This is a genomic window from Paenibacillus jiangxiensis (genome assembly GCF_046098255.1).
Taxonomy (GTDB): Bacteria; Bacillota; Bacilli; order Paenibacillales; family Paenibacillaceae; genus Paenibacillus; species Paenibacillus jiagnxiensis.
This window is the reverse complement of record NZ_JBJURI010000014.1, coordinates 88,156-105,287: the sequence shown is the minus strand read 5'-3', so window position 1 is coordinate 105,287 and position 17,132 is coordinate 88,156. Positions and strand designations below refer to the sequence as shown.

Sequence of the window (17,132 nt, the reverse complement as noted above, 5' to 3'; positions counted from 1 at the left end):
CTTCTCTTCCTGGGTGTCAAATAATGCCAGCTTTTGAGCCTCCAACATGGCTAAAGCCATGGGATTCTTAGCTAGTTAACGCACGCAGGCCATTTCTGTTTTGTGCAGACTGCTAAGTTAAGAGCTAGCTCATTAGCTCATCCTAGATCAGAGCCTATAGCTATCTAGGCTGATAGACTGTTACCATCTATCACAGGTTGGCGCAGAATGTTGATCGCTCCAACTCTATCGCGGTGTGCGTGATACCCGCATGAACATAGATACGTTCGGTCCATGGCCTTGTTCCGTTTTCCACAGTTTGGACAGGTCTGGGAGGTGTATGCAGGATTCACTTCGATGACTTTAATCCCAGCTAGGTCCGCCTTATATGCGATAAACTTTTGCAGTTGATAGAACGTCCAGTTATGCAGGTTTTTGGCGTTTTTACGACTTGTTCTTGTCGTTTGGCGAATGTTCGTTAGCTTTTCCATCTTAATGACAGATACCTGCTCTTCGATCGCCATGTTCACAATCTTACGGCTAATTTTGTGATTTTGATCTTGAATGTAGCGGTGTTCTTTATGCTCTTGCTTACGGATCGCGGACAGCTTCTTTAACTTGCCTAGCTTTCTTCTGCGCTCTTTGTATTTGCGGCGCATGTACTTGTTCTGTCTACCATTCCCCACAAACTTTGTCTTACCTGTGGAGGTGACCACCACGGCAGGAACCTTTAAGCCTAAGTCAATTCCCATCATGGCCTCGCCAGGGGTTGGTTCTATCTTTTTCTTCATCGAAATTTGAACATACCATTTCCCCGACTTCTCCACCAATTTTAACAGGCCCAGCTTGCCGCTGGATAACACCTGTTGTTCGCGTTCTGTTATATGGGCCGGAATCTGGAGCCGCTGTGCCTTTCCGCGCGACATCACAGGGAAAGCAACGCTTTGCTCCCCAAGGGAATAGTTCTGGTTATTGACGTAGTAGGCCCTGCGCTTGAGTACCGGACGTTTCCCATGTTTTTTCGCCTTTTTATGAATACTTCGCGCGTCTCGAATGGCCTGGTTCTTTACGGCAGATGGAAGCTTCGCATCGACATCCTTGGAGGTGATCTTTGGGAATGTTCCCGATGCTTCCGCTTGTTCGGTGAGGAGATTGACCGTTTGGATGTATTCGTTCCCCATCTCCTTCAGCAGGGAAACATCGTTTGGGAATATTCGAATTTGAACGGTTATGGTAGGCATGGCTTCACCCCCTTGTCTTTTGTTCTTCCACATAACGCTTGATGGTCTCGCTCGAAACATTCCCCGCCGTGCTGACAAAATAGGAAAGTATCCAAAGGCTCGGCAAATGCTTCAGGTGTTTAAATTCCTGACGCAACAACCGCGAGGTCACGCCTTTCAATTTCGCCATAATATCCGCCATATCCGCCGGAGAATCCGTCGGCAACACATTTAAGAATAGATGCACATGATCGGGCATCACTTCCATCGCAACCATACACCAGTCGTTCTCCTGGCACAGCTCCTGCACAAGCTCTTTAAATCTTGCTTCGACTTGACTCACAAGGACCTTTCTTCGGTATCGCGGACAAAACACAAAATGATAGTTGCCTCTTGGTTGTAGATGGTATCCCGTTGCTCCTTCGCCCGATTGTACAGCTTCCGGCACAAGCTCAACGTTCGAATCACGAGTTCTTCCTGTTCGGGGGTCGGGCAGAGGCGAAATTGATATGTGATTTGCACGAAGGGTCACCACCTTAATAGGAACATATATTCCCATCATACCACACAAACATTCGACTAGGAAGGTACGAGTCTCATACAATAGGCAAGTGCATTTAGGCTTCGCCTAACCGAGATTCATCCCCTACTCAAAGTTTTGTGAGCGCTGCTTCCTGAATAAACTTCAAACAAAACTCGCAGCGAAAGCATAGGCTCAGAGGAAGGGGACTTCTCACGGAAAGATGTTAAAATGCTGCTGGCTAGAGGCTACAAAGTGGCTGCTACGTCAAGAATCGCACAGGACCTTCAGCAGGCTGTAGATGAACATGAGCATTTTCTTCCATTGCAGATGAACCTGTCGGATGAAAATGATGTACAAAGAGCACTTACGAAGTCGCCCGCAACAAGATCGAGAGCGTGGAACGTGATTTGGGGGTATGGGAAGCGCTGGGTACTTCGACAGATTTTGAATAAGCTTTTTAGTGTCCTTCATCCCGGTTGCCATAGAGAGAAAGAGCGAGTATTGGCGGAAATCCAAGCACCATACTCGCTCTTTTAAATCATAAACGGTCAGCCGGGTACGTCCACTCATATCTCCCCGAGCCGACGGCCAGAGTGACACCCTGCTCCGTTTCCGAGATACTTATTACACCCTCGGCAGTCCCGGCAGGATTGCCACCCTCAAGCAATTCCTCCATACGGGCTCCCTGCAGCACAATTTCCGCGCTCGTATTGGCTGGAATTTGTACATTAACCGTCACCGTTCCATCGGCGATCTGCCAGGAAGACTCAATCAACCCATAAGGCGACTCGAGAGCTGCCCGGGCCGAAGTCAGTTGTCCGGCAGCAAAGCGCGGCTCGATAAGAATCTTTTTGTACGCCGGCTCGGCTTCGTTCATGCTCAAACCTGCCACATAGCGATAAAGCCAATCCCCGACGGCCCCGTAAGCATAATGATTATAAGAGTTCATATCATCACTCCAGAACGAACCGTCAGGCTTGATGCCGTCCCAATGCTCCCAGATGGTTGTGGCTCCCTGCTTGACCGAATACAGCCAGGACGGATACTCCTCCTGCAGCAGCAGCTTTACGGCGGTATCGTGATATCCGTTGTCGGACAGCACGATGCACAGATAAGGAGTACCTACGAATCCGGTGGTCAGATGATAGTTGTTCTTCACAATTAACTCGTTTAACTCGCGGGCTGTACGCTGTTTGACCGGTCCCTCCACCAGATCGAACATCAGAGCCAGCACATGTGCGGTCTGGGTTGGCGCCGCCAGCCGTCCGGCGGGCGTTACGAATTCTTCCCGGTAAGCTTGTTTGATCCTGGGAAGCAGCTCGCTGTAATGCCGCACATCCCCGGCGCGCCCAAGCACCACAGCGGCATCTCTTACGATTCTGGTGGAATATGCAAAAAATGAGGTGGCTATCATATCAAGCGGTGTCGCTCCGACATAGCTGTTCTCCTTGGCGTCCAGGCCAAGCCAGTCGCCGAAATGAAAGCCTGTGTTCCACAAGTATTCCTGCTCTCCCTGGCCGCGGATATAATCAACCCATGCTTTCATGCTGTCATACTGTTCTTCAAGCAGTCGAACATCCCCATAGCTGAGATACATCACCCACGGGCAGACGACAGCGGCATCGCCCCAGGCTGCCGAGGTTTGTTCTTTGCCGGGATTCGCCGCAGTACCTTCCAGGACATTTGGAATAACAAACGGGACACTCCCGTCCTTATGCTGGTCCGCTTTGAGATCCCGGACCCATTTGCCGAAGAAAGGACCCACATGATAGTTAAAAGCGGCCGTACCAACGAATACCTGGGCATCTCCGGTCCACCCCATGCGCTCATCTCGTTGCGGGCAATCTGTCGGAACATCCAGGAAATTGCCGCGCTGACCCCATACGATATTACGCTGCAGCTGATTGACCAACGGGTCCGAGCATTCGAAGGTCCCCGTCTTTTCCATATCTGAATGCATGACCTCTCCGCTAAAAGCCGCAATCAGCTCCTCATCGGCCCATGCCTCCAGCCCTTCAACCTTCACATATCTGAAACCCTGGAAAGTAAAATGCGGGGCATAATCTGCTTCTTCCCCACCCTTGGCTGTACATTCAACCCGCTGCCCGGCTGAACGCAGGTTGCCGGTATAGAAATTCCCCTCCTGATCAAGCACTTCCGCATGCTGCAGAGTAATCGTGCTGCCCCCAGGGAGGTGCCCCTTGATTCGTATGCGTCCAACCATGTTCTGGCCCATGTCCAGCACTTTTTCACCCGCTTGAGTCGTGATGACTTTTTGCGGATATATCATTTCCGTTACTCGTACAGGCCAGTTCTCCTGCGCTACCAGCGCTTCAAAAGGCAGCTCGCTGATTTCCGTGCCGCTCCAGCCGGAATCGTCAAATGCGGCCTCGCTCCACCCCTGCTGCTCAAGCCGGGCGTCATAGCTCTCTCCGTCGTAAATGCTGGAGAACCGGATCGGTCCCAGGGAAGATTTCCAATTCTCATCGGAGACGAGAACCTCTTCGCTCCCATCGTCATATTGAACGTGCAGCTGCAGCAGCATCGCTCTGCGGTCCCCGTAATGCGCCAGTTTGTTATCCCAGCCCAGGCGTCCCTTGTACCAACCGTCCGCCAGCTGTACACCGATCCCGTTGGCCCCGCTCTTCAGCTGTGCCGTCACATCGTATGTCTGATACTGCAAGCGGTGATGGTAGCTGGTCCATCCGGGAGTCATCCACTGCTCGCCAACCCTGCTGCCGTTCAGGAAAATTTCATATAAACCTGCAGCCGTAGCATAAATGCGGGCCGATTTTACATCAGTCCGCAAGCTAAACGAACGCCGCATCATAAAAACCGGCTCCGCCTGTGGGTCAATGGCCTCCGAATCAGGGGTAATCCACTTGGCCTGCCACTCCCTGCTGTCCAGCAGCCCGTTCTCCCACCACGATGCCTTGCTCCAACCGGAATCATTGCCCCGACTGTCCCAGCACCGGACCCTGAACTCATAGCGGCTGCGGGACTGAAGCGGCGGACCTTCATATTTAACTTGAATGGACCGATCAGATTCGACACGGCCTGTATCCCAGAGTGGTGAGGCAAAATCATCCCCTGACCGCGACACCTGAATCTGGTATGCCGCCTGAAGTGTTGCCCTTGCTGCTCCGATCAGCTTCCATCCAAAACGCGGCTCCCTCTCTCCGCTTCCCAAGAGTAAATCCCTGTATTCACAGGTTAGCCCCTCTACATTGAACTGGCTCACTGCAAAACCTCCTTTTACCGGTTCGCCCATTCAGGCTTGCTATTGAATCCAGTTTCATCTTACGATGAATGTAAACGCTTGAAATGTGCCGATTCAGACATTTTCATATGGGTAATCGGACATTTACAGGAGGTACAGCTAATGACTGTCCGGCGCAGGATCGATTTGTTCAGCGGCTCCACTTTTTTCGCAGGAGGGCTTCCTTTATACGTAAACCGGGCCGTGGAGTCTTACGAGCTTCATGAACACCGGCATGATTTTTTAGAAATCAGCTATGTCAGCGAAGGCTCGGGAACACATCTGGTGGGGGATGACTCTTTTCCGGCCGCACGTGGAGCTATATTTTGGCTGCCGGTAGGCGTATCCCATGTGTTCAGACCGGCTCTTAAGGCTGGAGGCACTCTGGTCGTCTACAACTGTGTGATCTCTATGGATGCCCTGACGGGTTTGCTGCAAGCTTTTCCGGGGGGAGAGACATTGCTGCCCCTGCTCGAAGCCGAACACTGCCTTCATTACCAGGATCAGTATGGTGAAGCCGAACGGCTCTTCCAGCAGCTGCACTATGAATATGAATCAGAGCGGAACGGTCGTGAGGCGGCTTTGTATGCGCACGTTATTCAGCTGCTGCTCTTGCTCCTTCGTCTGCATACGGAACCCGAACCGGAGGAGACACCTTCGTCTCTCCGTCTTGGGGAGGTGCTGCATGAGCTGCATACCCGCTATCAAGAAAAGATTACTGTGGAGGAAATGGCCCAGCGGATGGGCGTCGGCCCCCGCCAGTTTCATCGTATTTTTCGCAAACAGACCGGCATGAACATGTCCGAATATGTGCAGAATGTACGGATTGCGGAGGCCTGCCGCCTGCTCCGGACCGGGGAAGGCAGGATTGGGGATATTGCTTCTGCGGCGGGGTATCAGGATATTTCGTATTTTCACGCTCTTTTTAAAAAGAAAACCGGCGTCTCCCCACAGGCCTACCGGCGGCAAAACAAAAAATAACCCTCATGGGATATGGAAAAACCACCCAAAAAGCTCCTCCGTATCTTTCGCAGCAGCCTTTGAGGTGGTTTGATTTATCCTAATTCATTAAGTCCTCAGCTTCCGTTTCAAATGTATTATAATCCGTTTCTTTCAAGAGCAGCTTTTCCGAATCAAATAATAAATAGGTCGGGTAGTCTTTTATATCATATTCTTCGATCAGTTTTTTCACCTGTGAAGAAGATGCCTTGTGTACACCGAATGCAGATATTTCCTTCACATTGTTTTGAAAAAACTCATTAAGTTTATTAACCTCAGCAATATAGATTTCTGGCTCGTCTTTTACTACAGAGTAAACTGAAAATATATCTGGTCCTGTAGCGTAGAAATCCCTGATTTCAAGTACATTTTGCTTTTTGCATCCTGCTAGTATAACAAGACAAATAAATAACCACTTTGCTCGATTGATAACTTTCATAAATATCACTCCCCTATTGGAAATGTATTTGGCCTCTTCCCTGAGAATTATCCGGTGAATCATCCAGCTTTATTAAGTCTTCATATCAATATGTAAGTGAAGAATCAGGGATTTCTATATTTTTCTAACAATAGAGTTAAAACTCCTGTATTAATAACTGTAGAATTTATCATTTACTTCATAATGATCCATGTAATAAAGCCCAAAAACAGCAATTTGTCAACAACCCACTTCATAGAACATGGGAATTTACAGAACTAAAAACGGGGCTTCCGACAAAGTCGGAAACCCCGTTTATTTCTGTCAGCTCAAGTCCGCCCCGTTGGAAGCAATCACTTTTTTGTACCAATGGAAGCTCTTTTTCTTGTACCGGTTCAGCGTTCCATGGCCCTCATCATCCTGATCCACATAAATGAATCCATAACGCTTGGACATTTCAGAAGTAGATGCGCTGATGATGTCGATCGCTCCCCAGCTGGTGTAGCCCATCACCTCCACGCCATCCTTGATCGCTTCCGCCAGCTGACCGATATGCTGCCTGAAATAATCGATCCGGTAGTCGTCAATGATGGAACCATCCTCTTCCAGCTTGTCCCTCGCGCCCAATCCGTTCTCAACTACGAACAGCGGAAGTCTGTAGCGGTCATAAAATTCCTTCAACACAACTCTCAACCCGATAGGATCGAGCTGCCAGCCCCATTCCGTTACCTTCAGATTCGGATTCTTGACCGTGCTGTACAGATTGCCTCCTGTTACGCCATATTTCTCAGGAGTGGTGGTGGAAATCAGGGACGTGTAATAACTGAAGGAGATAAAATCCACCGTATTCTCCAGCAGAATTTGAGCATCTTCCGGCTCCTGCGCAATGTGAATATTATTTTCCTCGAAATACCGTTTAACAAACGGCGGATAACTGCCCCGTACCTGGACATCGGTATGCAGCAGGTTCAGCTGGTTGTCCACCTGGGCTTGAAGAACGTCCTCCGGGCTGCTCGTCGCCGGGTAATGGATCATGCGGGCCAGCATGCAGCCGATCCGGAATTCAGGGTTGATCTCCCGCGCCTTGCGGGTCACGAGCGCGCTCGCTACAAACTGGTGATGGAGCGCCTGATAGGAAGCCTGATGCACATTCTCCTCGCGGTCGCCAACTATCCCCCCGCCTGTGAACGGCTCAATGATGGTTGTATTGATTTCATTAAAGGTCAGCCAGTATTTTACCTTGTCCTTATACCGGTTCATAACCGTTCCGGCATATTTTTCAAAAAAGGAAATCACTTTTCTGTTTTTCCATCCGCCATAGTTGAGTACGAGCGTCATCGGCATCTCATAATGAGACAGTGTAACCAGCGGTTCAATATTATATTTGCGCATTTCATCGAACACATTATCGTAAAACTGAAGCCCTGCTTCGTTCGGTTCAGCATCGTCCCCGTTAGGGAAAATACGACTCCAGTTTATGGAGAGTCGGAACACCTTAAATCCAAGCTCCCCAAACAGCGCGATATCTTCTTTATACCGGTGATAAAAATCGATGCCGTAGCGCTTCGGATATCCTTCGGCGGTCTTGATTTTCATCGCTTCTGCAATCGACTCACTGGAGACGTGCATCAGAGCGCTGAGATTGGCGTAATCCTTTTTCTTGTGGTAAGGAACCATATCGGCGGTAGACAATCCTTTGCCGTCCGCGTCAAAGGCGCCCTCCGCCTGATTGGCGGCGATAGCGCCGCCCCACAGGAAATTCTCCGGAAACACATGTTTTGTAATCATATTTGTCAACTCCTTTTTGCTTTGATCAAACTTCCACTTTCAAAACAGGCTCCTTGATGCTGATCCCCCCAAGCTTGGCAGGAAGGACCGTTTGATAATCACTGGTATTGGTAACCACCATGGCGGTTGTAATGTCATACTCCTTGGCGATATTTTCGAGATCAAACGTCAGCAGCCTGTCTCCCGCCTGGACTTTATCTCCAGTCTGTACTTGGGCTTCAAAATACTGCCCGCGCAGCTTGACCGTATTGATGCCGACATGGATGAGCAGCTCAACTCCGTCATTGCTGCGAATCACCATGGCATGCTTTGTTTTAAACACATTCATGACCGTGCCTGTTACAGGAGAAGCCAGTTCCCCCAGCTCCGGAACAAAGGCAACCCCTTTCCCCATCAGCTCATCGCTGAAGGTCGGGTCGTTGACTTCACTGAGCGGAATCGCTTTGCCCGTCATAGGAGAGTAAATCATTTCGTTAGATGCCGGAATGGGGTTATCCGACTCAACATCAAGCAGAGCTTCATCTTCTGTGCCGGGCTGTGCTTGTCTTTCCGTTCCGCCTGCAGTCTGAACAGCTGCATCGCCCTGTTCTTCATTAATTCCGAGGATAACAGCCGCAATGGCGGCCACCACAAACGCAATTACCATGCCTCCAAGGCCAAACCAGAACGTCGGTCCGATCAATGCAGGCAGTCCGGGGATACCGCCGTTACCTGCCAAGACATACGCATTGGTGCCAAAAGCAAGGGCAAAGCCGCCGCCTGCAGCACTGCCAATCATCCCGGCGGTAAACGGTCTTTTGTATCTCATGTTGACACCGTACATGGCCGGCTCGGTTACTCCCATGAGCGCGGTAAAGCTGGTCGACAACGCAATGGATTTTAATTTTTTATCCTTTGCGCGGAAGAATACCCCCAAAGTAGCCCCGGCCTGGCCCATATTGGAGATATAAGTCAGCGGCAGAAACTTGTCCACACCCAGTGTTGCCAAATTGCTGATAATGACCGGAACTAGTGCATAATGCATGCCTGTCATGACGATCAGCGCCATGGCGCCGCCCAGAATGATACCAGCAATCACGCCGCCTTCCGACAGCAGCCAGTTGATGCTGCCTGACAACGCGTTACCTATGATCGTGCCCAGAGGACCAATGACTACCAGAGTAACAGGAACTACAATCAGCAGCGTAAGCAGCGGCACAAGCAGCAGCTTCAGAGAAGAAGGTATGATGCTGTCAACACTTTTTTCCACGTAAGACATCAGCCAGACCGCCAGCAGGATCGGAATGACCGAAGACGCATAGGTGACGGCTGTTACTGGAATGCCTATAAAAGAAACTGGCTCACCGGACGATAACAATGCACCTATATCCGGGTACATCAGCGCGGCGCTTACCCCTACTGCCACAAACGGATTACTGCCGAATTTACGGGCCGCGCTGAAAGCAATCAGCATCGGAAGATAATGAAACACCCCGTCACCAATGGCTGAAATAATGCGGTACGAATCTGTACCGGCCGTCATCCATCCCAGCCACACCAGCAGAGCGATCAGACCTTTAAGCAGACCCGCGCCCGCAATGGCCGGCAGAATCGGGGCGAACACCCCGGCAATGAATTCAAACAATCTTGAAATGACATTCTGCTTCTTTTCTTCCGAAGGCTTTGCTCCCGCCCCGTCACTGTTCTTGAAAGCGGGATATTCCTTGACCATTGCATTAAATACATTGGCCACCTGATTACCGATGATGACCTGGAATTGATCTCCTGAGACATTTGTGCCCATGACTTTATCGAGCTTTTTCAGCTCTGCGTCGTTTACTTTGCCGTTATCCTTCAGATCAAAGCGCAGACGTGTGACACAGTGATACACAGAGTTGATATTATTCGTCCCGCCGACGGCATCGACAATTTTGCGGGCCGTTTCCTGATGATCCATCTTTGATTCCTCCATTTTGGGCCAAAAAAATACCTGAACGAACAGACACGTACAGAACGCGCCTTGTTCATTCAGGTATTGCCTGATTTAACAGTAACAAGCCTGGAATACGTTATTTGCTTTTCATGAGCCGTTCCAGATGCAGTGTCAAATACAGCTGCTCGGAATGTGTCATCGTGTACTCGTAGTTCTTGTGGATAAACTTCTCAATCTTCCGGATGCATTTGAAGGTCTCCGGGTAATTCTTTTTTACTACCCCGTATAAATACTCCTCCGCGTCATCATGGCTGGTATGTGTAATGACACGCTGGCAGAAATATTTGAGATGTGTGATAAAGCGGAAGTAATTCACACTGTCCTCATCAAATTCCACATTGAAGTGATATTTGATAATGTTCATAACCTCCTGAAGCAGCTTCATCATTTGCGTCACATCACTCATGGAATCATTGATTTCCGCATTCACGAAATGCAGCGCGATGTTGCTGATTTCCTCCTTCGGAAACTCAATCCCCAGACGCTCCCGCAAAATGTGCAGCGCTTCTTTAGCCACATCATACTCGGCTTTATAAAAATGCTGGATCTCCCACGATAGCGGGTTGCCGATAATCATGTCCTGCTGCATCCGCTGTACGGCGAAATGAATATGATCGGACAGGGAGACATAAATCCCGTCACTGACTTTTTTATTCAACTGGGTGCGCGCCAGACTGACAATATCGTCGGTGACCTGCAGAATTTCGATCGGAACCTCCATCACGGTCGCTTTGAATTTTTCATAAATTTTCGCGTCCTGAAGTCGGAATACTTTCTCGATCCTGCTTTCATCGATTGGATCGCCTGCACGGTAGTTGAAGCCAATACCCCGGCCGAGGATAAGGAGCTCCTGATTTTTGTCATCCACCGTGCTGACAATGTTGTTGTTAAAGATTTGTTTTATAATCACATCGGACCACCTGTTTTGTGAGGTTTAAAAAAAGGGCAATACCAAAACAGAAACAGAAATTAATCCATTTCTATTTATGGTATTGCCCGCATTACCGGTAACAAGCCTCATAACGAAAATAACATGTACTGTAAACGGTGTCAAGCCTTGCACCATGTTTATAGAATCGGCGACAGCAGCCTCGACATGGATTCCTTGATCTTGATCCAATTGGGCCGCTTTAGATATTCCTCATAGGTAAGCTGATGAGATACGGCGATGTCCTTGTCGAAAATGCGGGCCATATGACGGGCAATTTCTTCGTCATACAGGAACGCGTTCACCTCAAAATTCAGCCTGAAACTGCGCACATCGATGTTGGCCGTGCCGACCGAGGCGATTTCCTCGTCCACGACAATCGTTTTCGCATGAATGAAGCCATTATTATAAATATACACACGGGCGCCGACCTTCAGCATCTCGCCAATATGCGACAGGGTTGCCCAATAAACGAACATATGATCCGGCTTGTCCGGAATCATGATGCTGACCTCCACCCCGGACAGGATGGCAATCCGCAGCGCATCCAGTAGACTGGCATCGGGGATAAAATAAGGCGTCTGGATCAGGATAGACTTTTTGGCTGACGAGATCATTTTAATGAGACCGTATTTGATCTGCTCCGATTCCGAGTCCGGACCGCTGGTCACGATCTGCATGCCTACGCAGCCATCAGACACAACCTCCGGGAACAGGTCCAGCTCATAGCTGATATCATGGTCACGTGATGCCTGATTCCAGTCCAAAATAAACCGGGTCTGCAGCGCATACACAGCCTGACCCTGAATCCTTAAGTGCGTATCCCGCCAATAGCCGAATTTGGGATTCAGCCCCAGATATTCGTCTCCAACATTAAAACCGCCGATATAGCCTATTTTGCCGTCAATAATGACGATTTTGCGGTGGTTGCGGTAATTCAGCCGCATGTTGATCAGATGAAGCTTGGACGGGAAAAATACCTCCACTTCACCGCCCGCCTCCCGGAAGCTGCGGAAAAAGCCCTTTGTCAATGAACGTGAGCCCAATTCATCATACAGCACCCGCACCTTGACACCCTGCCTCGCTTTTTCTGTCAAGGCCTTGAGCAGCCGCTTGCCGAGTGTATCCCTTCTGATGATGTAATACTGTATATGGATAAAATCCTGCGCCTTCTCGATATCCTCAAACAGCTGGCTGAACTTGTCCCTTCCGTCCGTAAACAGAAGAACTGAATTATCCTCCGTATACACCGCCCGATTATTGACAAGATGCATGTGGATCAGCTCTTTGTATTCCATTGTGGCCGGGTTGCGGAAATGGAACTCGTCCGAACTGAGACTATCCAGCTGCCTGTGCAGCACCTTGTCTGTCCCCAGCTTGTTCAGGTCCGCCCATTGAAACAGATGCCTGCGTGTCAAATTCTGTGCAAACAGCAGATACAGCACAAAACCAAGCACCGGAATGAAGCTGAGCACCAGCAGCCAGGCCCAGGTTGTGCCTGCATCCCTTCGTTCCTGAAACACAATGAATAGCGAAAAAATGATATTCAGTACAATAACAAGGCCGAGCAAAATGGAAGTAATATGCATGCTGCCTCCTGTAACCCCTTTTTCTGTTCTCTACGCATCGTTCACCGCCTACGTTCCGGACGGTAATCCGCGCATTCCGATAACCATTGTATCATGATTTCCATAGATTTCTATTCAAAGCTTAAGTATTTTACTTCACTAGGGCCATGATATTCAACTCTGCATTGTCATAATTTCAAAAAAATATATATTTACCTTCCTGTCGTTATTTGATATTATAATCGCAATAATTCAACTGCGATGAAGAGAAGAGTAAATAAATGAATTCTTTTGCAGAGAGCTCCGTCCGCTGAAAAGGAGTAAAGAATCGTTTATTGAAAAAAGACTCTGAGCAATACGCCGGAACCTTCATATATTATTAAGGGGATGGTGTGTCAGGAGCTCCTGTTACAGAGCTAGAGTATTAGCATGTATGTGCAATGCAGTACTCGAAGAGGCTGATATGGCGACATATTGGCGAATTTGGGGTGGTACCGCGAGTATACATATCTCGTCCCTAAGACGAACATTCAGTCTTGGGGGTGAGATTTTTTTATTTGTATAAGGATGTACCAAAGTTTAAACGGAAAGGATCTGAACATCGAATGACTGAAAAATTGAAAGTTGGTATTGTCGGAGGAACGGGTATGGTGGGCCAGCGGTTTGTTCAGCTGCTCGATCAGCATCCATGGTTTCAGGTGACAGCCATCGCAGCAAGCGCAAATTCTGCGGGGAAAACATATGAAGAATCCGTTCAGGGCAGATGGAAGGTTCCAGGCTCCATTCCTGAAGAGGTGAAAAACATCGTCGTGCAGGACGCCTCTAAAGTGGAGGCAGTTGCCGGTCAGGTTGATTTTGTATTTTGTGCTGTAGATATGAAAAAGGACGAGATCAAGGCGCTGGAAGAAGCCTATGCCAAAACCGGCACGCCGGTCATCTCCAACAACTCCGCTCACCGCTGGACGCCTGACGTGCCGATGGTCATTCCGGAAATCAATCCAGGGCATATTGAAGTGATCGCCGCCCAGAGAAAACGGCTCGGAACCTCCACGGGTTTCATTGCCGTGAAGCCGAACTGCTCGATTCAAAGCTATGTGCCGGCACTGCACGCCCTGCTGGATTTCAAACCGACCAAAGTGGTGACCTCGACCTACCAGGCCATTTCCGGGGCAGGCAAAAACTTTACCGACTGGCCAGAAATGATGGACAACGTCATTCCTTACATCGGCGGCGAGGAAGAGAAAAGCGAGCAGGAACCACTGCGCATCTGGGGCAGCGTTGCCAATGGCGAAATCGTGAAAGCTGAAGCGCCTTTGATTACGACCCAGTGCATCCGCGTGCCGGTAACGGACGGACATCTGGCGACGGTATTTGTATCGTTTGAGAAAAAGCCTTCGAAGGCCGAAATTCTGGAACGGTGGCAGCAGTTTAAAGGACGTCCGCAGGAGCTCGGACTGCCAAGTGCTCCGCAGCAGTTCATTACGTATTTTGAGGAAGAGAACAGACCACAAACGAAGCTGGACCGTGACATTGAACGCGGCATGGGCGTTTCTACGGGCAGACTGCGCGAGGATACGATCTATGATTACAAATTCGTGGGATTGTCGCACAACACCCTGCGCGGCGCCGCAGGCGGCGCCGTCCTGATTGCGGAGCTGCTGAAGGCGGAAGGCTACATTCAGGCGAAGTAGAAAATATGCGAAAGACAAAACAGCAAGCATCCCGGGTGAACGGGAGCTTGCTGTTGTTTTTTGGATCAGGACCCTTCCACTAACAACTGAATCCGTTGGCCGGAAGGAGAAAGAGCAGAATCTTGACCATGTGAGATCAATGCGCAGAGCCCTGGAATTTAGGGAATGTCGGCATGATCAATGTTGCGAAAAGAGAGGTAGGCCACAAACACCCCCAGCACTGCTAAAGCCAAAGGTATCGCAATAATGGAGCTGAGACTGAATCCCATATTATTTGACGATACTACGGTAACAATGAGAATGGATGAAACGATGGTCGCGGCCTCCGATTTCCTGCGCATCCCGAACGCCAGCGGCAGCAGACTCATGCCGGTTGCCGCTACAGCCTGAATCACCGACTTCAGATAATGCTGGTATAAGCTTTCCGGTGTCATCACCATAGGGAACGTTTCGGTCATTTTGTTGGCCCACAGCATGATCGTACTGATGAGCAGGTTGGAAAGCACAATATTGATAAATGTCCATAACGCGACAATCATCAGCTTTGCAAAAATAAGCTTTTTCCGGCTTACAGGATAAGTAAACAGGAGCTCCATCGTTCTATCCTTGTATTCACGGATGATCAGCCTGGATAAGAGCACCGAAGCATAGATGACAAAGGTCACTCGGGTCAGGATATCAACCATTGTGAGCATTTCCGCATCATTGGGAAAAACCTCCTCGATGTTTTTATCCACCAAAAATATGAGCAGCATTAACCCGGCAATCATAGCATAGGAGATGAGCGCTCCCCATATAAAGCTTCTTTTTCGTCCCTTCATCAGCTCCAGCTTAATGAGATGCAGCATGTTCCTCACCTCCCCGTGCAGTCTCCAGAAAGTATTCTTCCAATGACCGGCTGCGGCGGTTAATCGCCTCAATCGGCACTTCATGGGTGATCAGCTGTCTGGACAGCTCGCTCTGGGATAGCTTCATATCATAGATTTTCAGCAGCTTATCACCCGAAACCTTAAAATTACGGATATTCAGTACATGCTCCAGCACGTAAGCCGCCCGATTAACGTTCGGCGTGATAATCTCCACATACTCAGTCTGAGTGCCGCGAATTTGTTCCATGGATATTTCCTCGATAAGCCGGCCGCTGTTAATCACACCAATCGTATTTGCAATCTGCTCAATTTCCCCCAGGATATGGCTGGATATAAGCAAGGTAATTCTATATTCATCACGCAGCCGCTTAAACAAGCTTCTCATTTCCAGGATTCCGTTCGGGTCCAGGCCATTGATCGGCTCGTCCAGAATGAGCAGCTCGGGCTTGGTCGACACGGCGCGCGCGATGCCCAGACGCTGCTTCATGCCCAGTGAATATTGATGAACCGGCTTGTTACGCGCACTGCTTAATTGGACCAGCTCTAGCGCCTCTTGGATCATCTTGGGGTTATGCACTCCCATGTATTCACAGTGCAGCTCCAGATTGCGCTGTCCCGTCAGGTTTTCGTAAAAAACCGGAGTCTCAATGATGTGGCCGATTCGTTTGAACGGCTTCGTGGCTCCTACCGTCAGCCGTTCCCCGAACAGCTCAATCTCACCTTCCGTCGGTTTAATCAGATTCAGCAGCATGCGCATCACCGTTGTTTTGCCGGCACCGTTCGAGCCGAGAAACCCGTAAATCTCCCGTTCTTTTACGGTCATATTCACACCTGAAATGACAGTGCTGCCGCCGAATTGCTTCGTTAAATTACGTGTCCTGATCATGTCTCTCATTCGCCTCATTCCTCATTTTGTCCTTGAGATGATCATACTGTGGCAAATGTTCTTTTTTATTAATCAATCCTTACAAAACTCTTACTTTATGTGCGCGCGGACCGGAGCTTCACCGTAAAAGCGGTATGTATGCCCGGACGGCTTGCCAGCTCGATGCTGCCTCCCATCCGCTCCGCCAGACGTTTCGTAATCGTCAAGCCCAGGCCACTGCCTTGCACCTCCCGATTACGGGAATCCTCCAGCGTATATAAACGCTCAAATACACGGCTCTGCTCCGTTTCCTGTATACCCCTGCCCTTATCCGATACCTCAATCAGAATGAATTCTCCTTCTGTCCGCAGCGTCAGCCCCAGGTATTTACCTTCCGCTCCGTAGCGGATTGCGTTCGAGATCAGGTTATCCAGGATGCGCTGAAGCGCTTCGGCATTGGCATAGATCCAAACCGGCTTGTCCGGTATATCAATCGCCACCTCAAAGCCGCGACGCGTCAGAATATCGTAATAGGCCAATATCCTTTGACGGCAAAGATCCGCAGCGTCGAACCGTTCGAAGGGAAGGTGAACATCGCCCGATTCCAGCCTGGCCAAATCAAAAAATTTGTTCATCAGCTCCAGAACGTCCAGCGATTTCTGATGAATCTTCCCCAGCAATTGCTCCCGCTCTTCCGCCGGCATATCGCTTTCCCTTGAGAGTGCTTCAGCATATCCCAGCACCACAGTTAGCGGTGTTTTCAGATCATGTGAAATATTAGCCAGCATTTTGCGCATGGCCAGCTCGGTCCTGACATAGTCATCAGCTGACCTGCGCGCGTAATCCAGCAGCTCATTCGTCCCTTGCAGGATGCTCCGCAGCTCGGGAGAGCCGGTCACGACCTGAATATAACCGCGATCCTCCTCTTGAACAAGCTGTTCCAGACGCCTTGCGATATAGACCAGCTCCCTGCGGTGAGCACGGTTCTTCAAGTGGGACAACAATAGCAGCAGCAGCAATAAAAAAATGAGAACCAGCAGTATCCAGGTCACG

Annotated in this window: 15 protein-coding genes and 1 other annotated feature; of the genes, 3 read left to right on the top strand and 12 right to left on the bottom strand. The window is 49.6% G+C overall.

Features of this window, described 5'->3' with window-relative positions:
* Positions 1–164 precede the first annotated feature (164 nt).
* From ACI1P2_RS15115 to ACI1P2_RS15105, 3 genes are read right to left on the bottom strand one after another with little or no spacing between them, the layout of a single operon-like run.
* Positions 165–1,220, bottom strand: coding sequence for an RNA-guided endonuclease InsQ/TnpB family protein (locus ACI1P2_RS15115; RefSeq protein ID WP_355320680.1), 1,056 nt, complete (start codon positions 1,218–1,220; stop codon positions 165–167).
* A gap of 4 nt (positions 1,221–1,224) precedes the next feature.
* Positions 1,225–1,575 carry an IS200/IS605 family transposase gene (tnpA, locus tag ACI1P2_RS15110; RefSeq protein ID WP_355320679.1) on the bottom strand — a complete coding sequence of 117 codons (351 nt, stop codon included), beginning with the start codon at positions 1,573–1,575 and terminating at the stop codon, positions 1,225–1,227.
* Positions 1,539–1,721: a helix-turn-helix domain-containing protein gene (locus ACI1P2_RS15105; protein ID WP_355320678.1), complete on the bottom strand. Its 183-nt coding sequence runs from the start codon at positions 1,719–1,721 to the stop codon at positions 1,539–1,541. The genes tnpA and ACI1P2_RS15105 overlap by 37 nt, the downstream gene beginning before the upstream one ends.
* A 229-nt stretch (positions 1,722–1,950) precedes the next feature.
* Here ACI1P2_RS15105 and ACI1P2_RS15100 point away from each other — a divergent pair, with 229 nt between their 5' ends.
* Entirely contained in the window at positions 1,951–2,259 is a 309-nt protein-coding gene (locus ACI1P2_RS15100) for a hypothetical protein (protein ID WP_355320677.1), read from the top strand.
* 1 nt (position 2,260) lies between these two features.
* Here ACI1P2_RS15100 and ACI1P2_RS15095 read toward each other — a convergent pair whose 3' ends face one another.
* On the bottom strand, positions 2,261–4,963 hold the full coding sequence (locus ACI1P2_RS15095) for a family 78 glycoside hydrolase catalytic domain (protein WP_355320676.1): 2,703 nt from the start codon (positions 4,961–4,963) through the stop codon (positions 2,261–2,263).
* Positions 4,964–5,104: 141 nt separating this feature from the next.
* Here ACI1P2_RS15095 and ACI1P2_RS15090 point away from each other — a divergent pair, with 141 nt between their 5' ends.
* Positions 5,105–5,962 carry an AraC family transcriptional regulator gene (locus tag ACI1P2_RS15090; RefSeq protein WP_355320675.1) on the top strand — a complete coding sequence of 286 codons (858 nt, stop codon included), beginning with the start codon at positions 5,105–5,107 and terminating at the stop codon, positions 5,960–5,962.
* A 79-nt stretch (positions 5,963–6,041) separates the two neighbouring features.
* On the opposite strand, the gene ACI1P2_RS15085 is transcribed toward ACI1P2_RS15090, so the two are convergent.
* The 5 genes from ACI1P2_RS15085 to cls form a co-directional block, all read right to left on the bottom strand.
* Positions 6,042–6,419: a hypothetical protein gene (locus ACI1P2_RS15085; RefSeq protein ID WP_355320674.1), complete on the bottom strand. Its 378-nt coding sequence runs from the start codon at positions 6,417–6,419 to the stop codon at positions 6,042–6,044.
* Between the two features lie 303 nt (positions 6,420–6,722).
* On the bottom strand, positions 6,723–8,186 hold the full coding sequence (gene ascB, locus ACI1P2_RS15080) for a 6-phospho-beta-glucosidase (protein ID WP_355320673.1): 1,464 nt from the start codon (positions 8,184–8,186) through the stop codon (positions 6,723–6,725).
* A gap of 25 nt (positions 8,187–8,211) precedes the next feature.
* On the bottom strand, positions 8,212–10,122 hold the full coding sequence (locus ACI1P2_RS15075; protein ID WP_355320672.1) for a beta-glucoside-specific PTS transporter subunit IIABC: 1,911 nt from the start codon (positions 10,120–10,122) through the stop codon (positions 8,212–8,214).
* A gap of 112 nt (positions 10,123–10,234) precedes the next feature.
* The gene (gene licT / locus ACI1P2_RS15070; protein WP_355320671.1) at positions 10,235–11,068 is read right to left on the bottom strand and encodes a BglG family transcription antiterminator LicT; all 834 of its coding nucleotides are present in this window, start codon (positions 11,066–11,068) and stop codon (positions 10,235–10,237) included.
* Between the two features lie 158 nt (positions 11,069–11,226).
* Complete coding sequence (gene cls, locus ACI1P2_RS15065; protein ID WP_355320670.1) at positions 11,227–12,675, bottom strand: cardiolipin synthase; 1,449 nt, start codon at positions 12,673–12,675, stop codon at positions 11,227–11,229.
* A 231-nt stretch (positions 12,676–12,906) separates the two neighbouring features.
* Positions 12,907–13,176, top strand: a binding site (T-box leader).
* Positions 13,177–13,259: 83 nt separating this feature from the next.
* Here cls and asd point away from each other — a divergent pair.
* Positions 13,260–14,345, top strand: coding sequence for an aspartate-semialdehyde dehydrogenase (gene asd / locus ACI1P2_RS15060; protein ID WP_355320669.1), 1,086 nt, complete (start codon positions 13,260–13,262; stop codon positions 14,343–14,345).
* A 158-nt stretch (positions 14,346–14,503) separates the two neighbouring features.
* On the opposite strand, the gene ACI1P2_RS15055 is transcribed toward asd, so the two are convergent.
* The 3 genes from ACI1P2_RS15055 to ACI1P2_RS15045 form a co-directional block, all read right to left on the bottom strand.
* Positions 14,504–15,193, bottom strand: coding sequence for an ABC transporter permease (locus ACI1P2_RS15055; protein ID WP_355320668.1), 690 nt, complete (start codon positions 15,191–15,193; stop codon positions 14,504–14,506).
* Positions 15,177–16,109: an ATP-binding cassette domain-containing protein gene (locus ACI1P2_RS15050; RefSeq protein WP_355320667.1), complete on the bottom strand. Its 933-nt coding sequence runs from the start codon at positions 16,107–16,109 to the stop codon at positions 15,177–15,179. The genes ACI1P2_RS15055 and ACI1P2_RS15050 overlap by 17 nt, the downstream gene beginning before the upstream one ends.
* An 86-nt stretch (positions 16,110–16,195) precedes the next feature.
* Entirely contained in the window at positions 16,196–17,131 is a 936-nt protein-coding gene (locus ACI1P2_RS15045) for a sensor histidine kinase (protein ID WP_355320666.1), read from the bottom strand.
* Position 17,132 lies beyond the last annotated feature (1 nt).

Bases quoted from the DNA above. Each gene is read 5' to 3' on its own strand.
- ACI1P2_RS15115 (WP_355320680.1), bottom strand. From the start codon at position 1,220: ATGCCTACCATAACCGTTCAAATTCGAATATTCCCAAACGATGTTTCC.
- ACI1P2_RS15100 (WP_355320677.1), top strand. From the start codon at position 1,951: ATGCTGCTGGCTAGAGGCTACAAAGTGGCTGCTACGTCAAGAATCGCA.
- ACI1P2_RS15090 (WP_355320675.1), top strand. From the start codon at position 5,105: ATGACTGTCCGGCGCAGGATCGATTTGTTCAGCGGCTCCACTTTTTTC.
- ACI1P2_RS15085 (WP_355320674.1), bottom strand. From the start codon at position 6,419: ATGAAAGTTATCAATCGAGCAAAGTGGTTATTTATTTGTCTTGTTATA.
- ascB (WP_355320673.1), bottom strand. From the start codon at position 8,186: ATGATTACAAAACATGTGTTTCCGGAGAATTTCCTGTGGGGCGGCGCT.
- ACI1P2_RS15075 (WP_355320672.1), bottom strand. From the start codon at position 10,122: ATGGATCATCAGGAAACGGCCCGCAAAATTGTCGATGCCGTCGGCGGG.
- cls (WP_355320670.1), bottom strand. From the start codon at position 12,675: ATGCATATTACTTCCATTTTGCTCGGCCTTGTTATTGTACTGAATATC.
- asd (WP_355320669.1), top strand. From the start codon at position 13,260: ATGACTGAAAAATTGAAAGTTGGTATTGTCGGAGGAACGGGTATGGTG.
- ACI1P2_RS15055 (WP_355320668.1), bottom strand. From the start codon at position 15,193: ATGCTGCATCTCATTAAGCTGGAGCTGATGAAGGGACGAAAAAGAAGC.
- ACI1P2_RS15050 (WP_355320667.1), bottom strand. From the start codon at position 16,109: ATGAGAGACATGATCAGGACACGTAATTTAACGAAGCAATTCGGCGGC.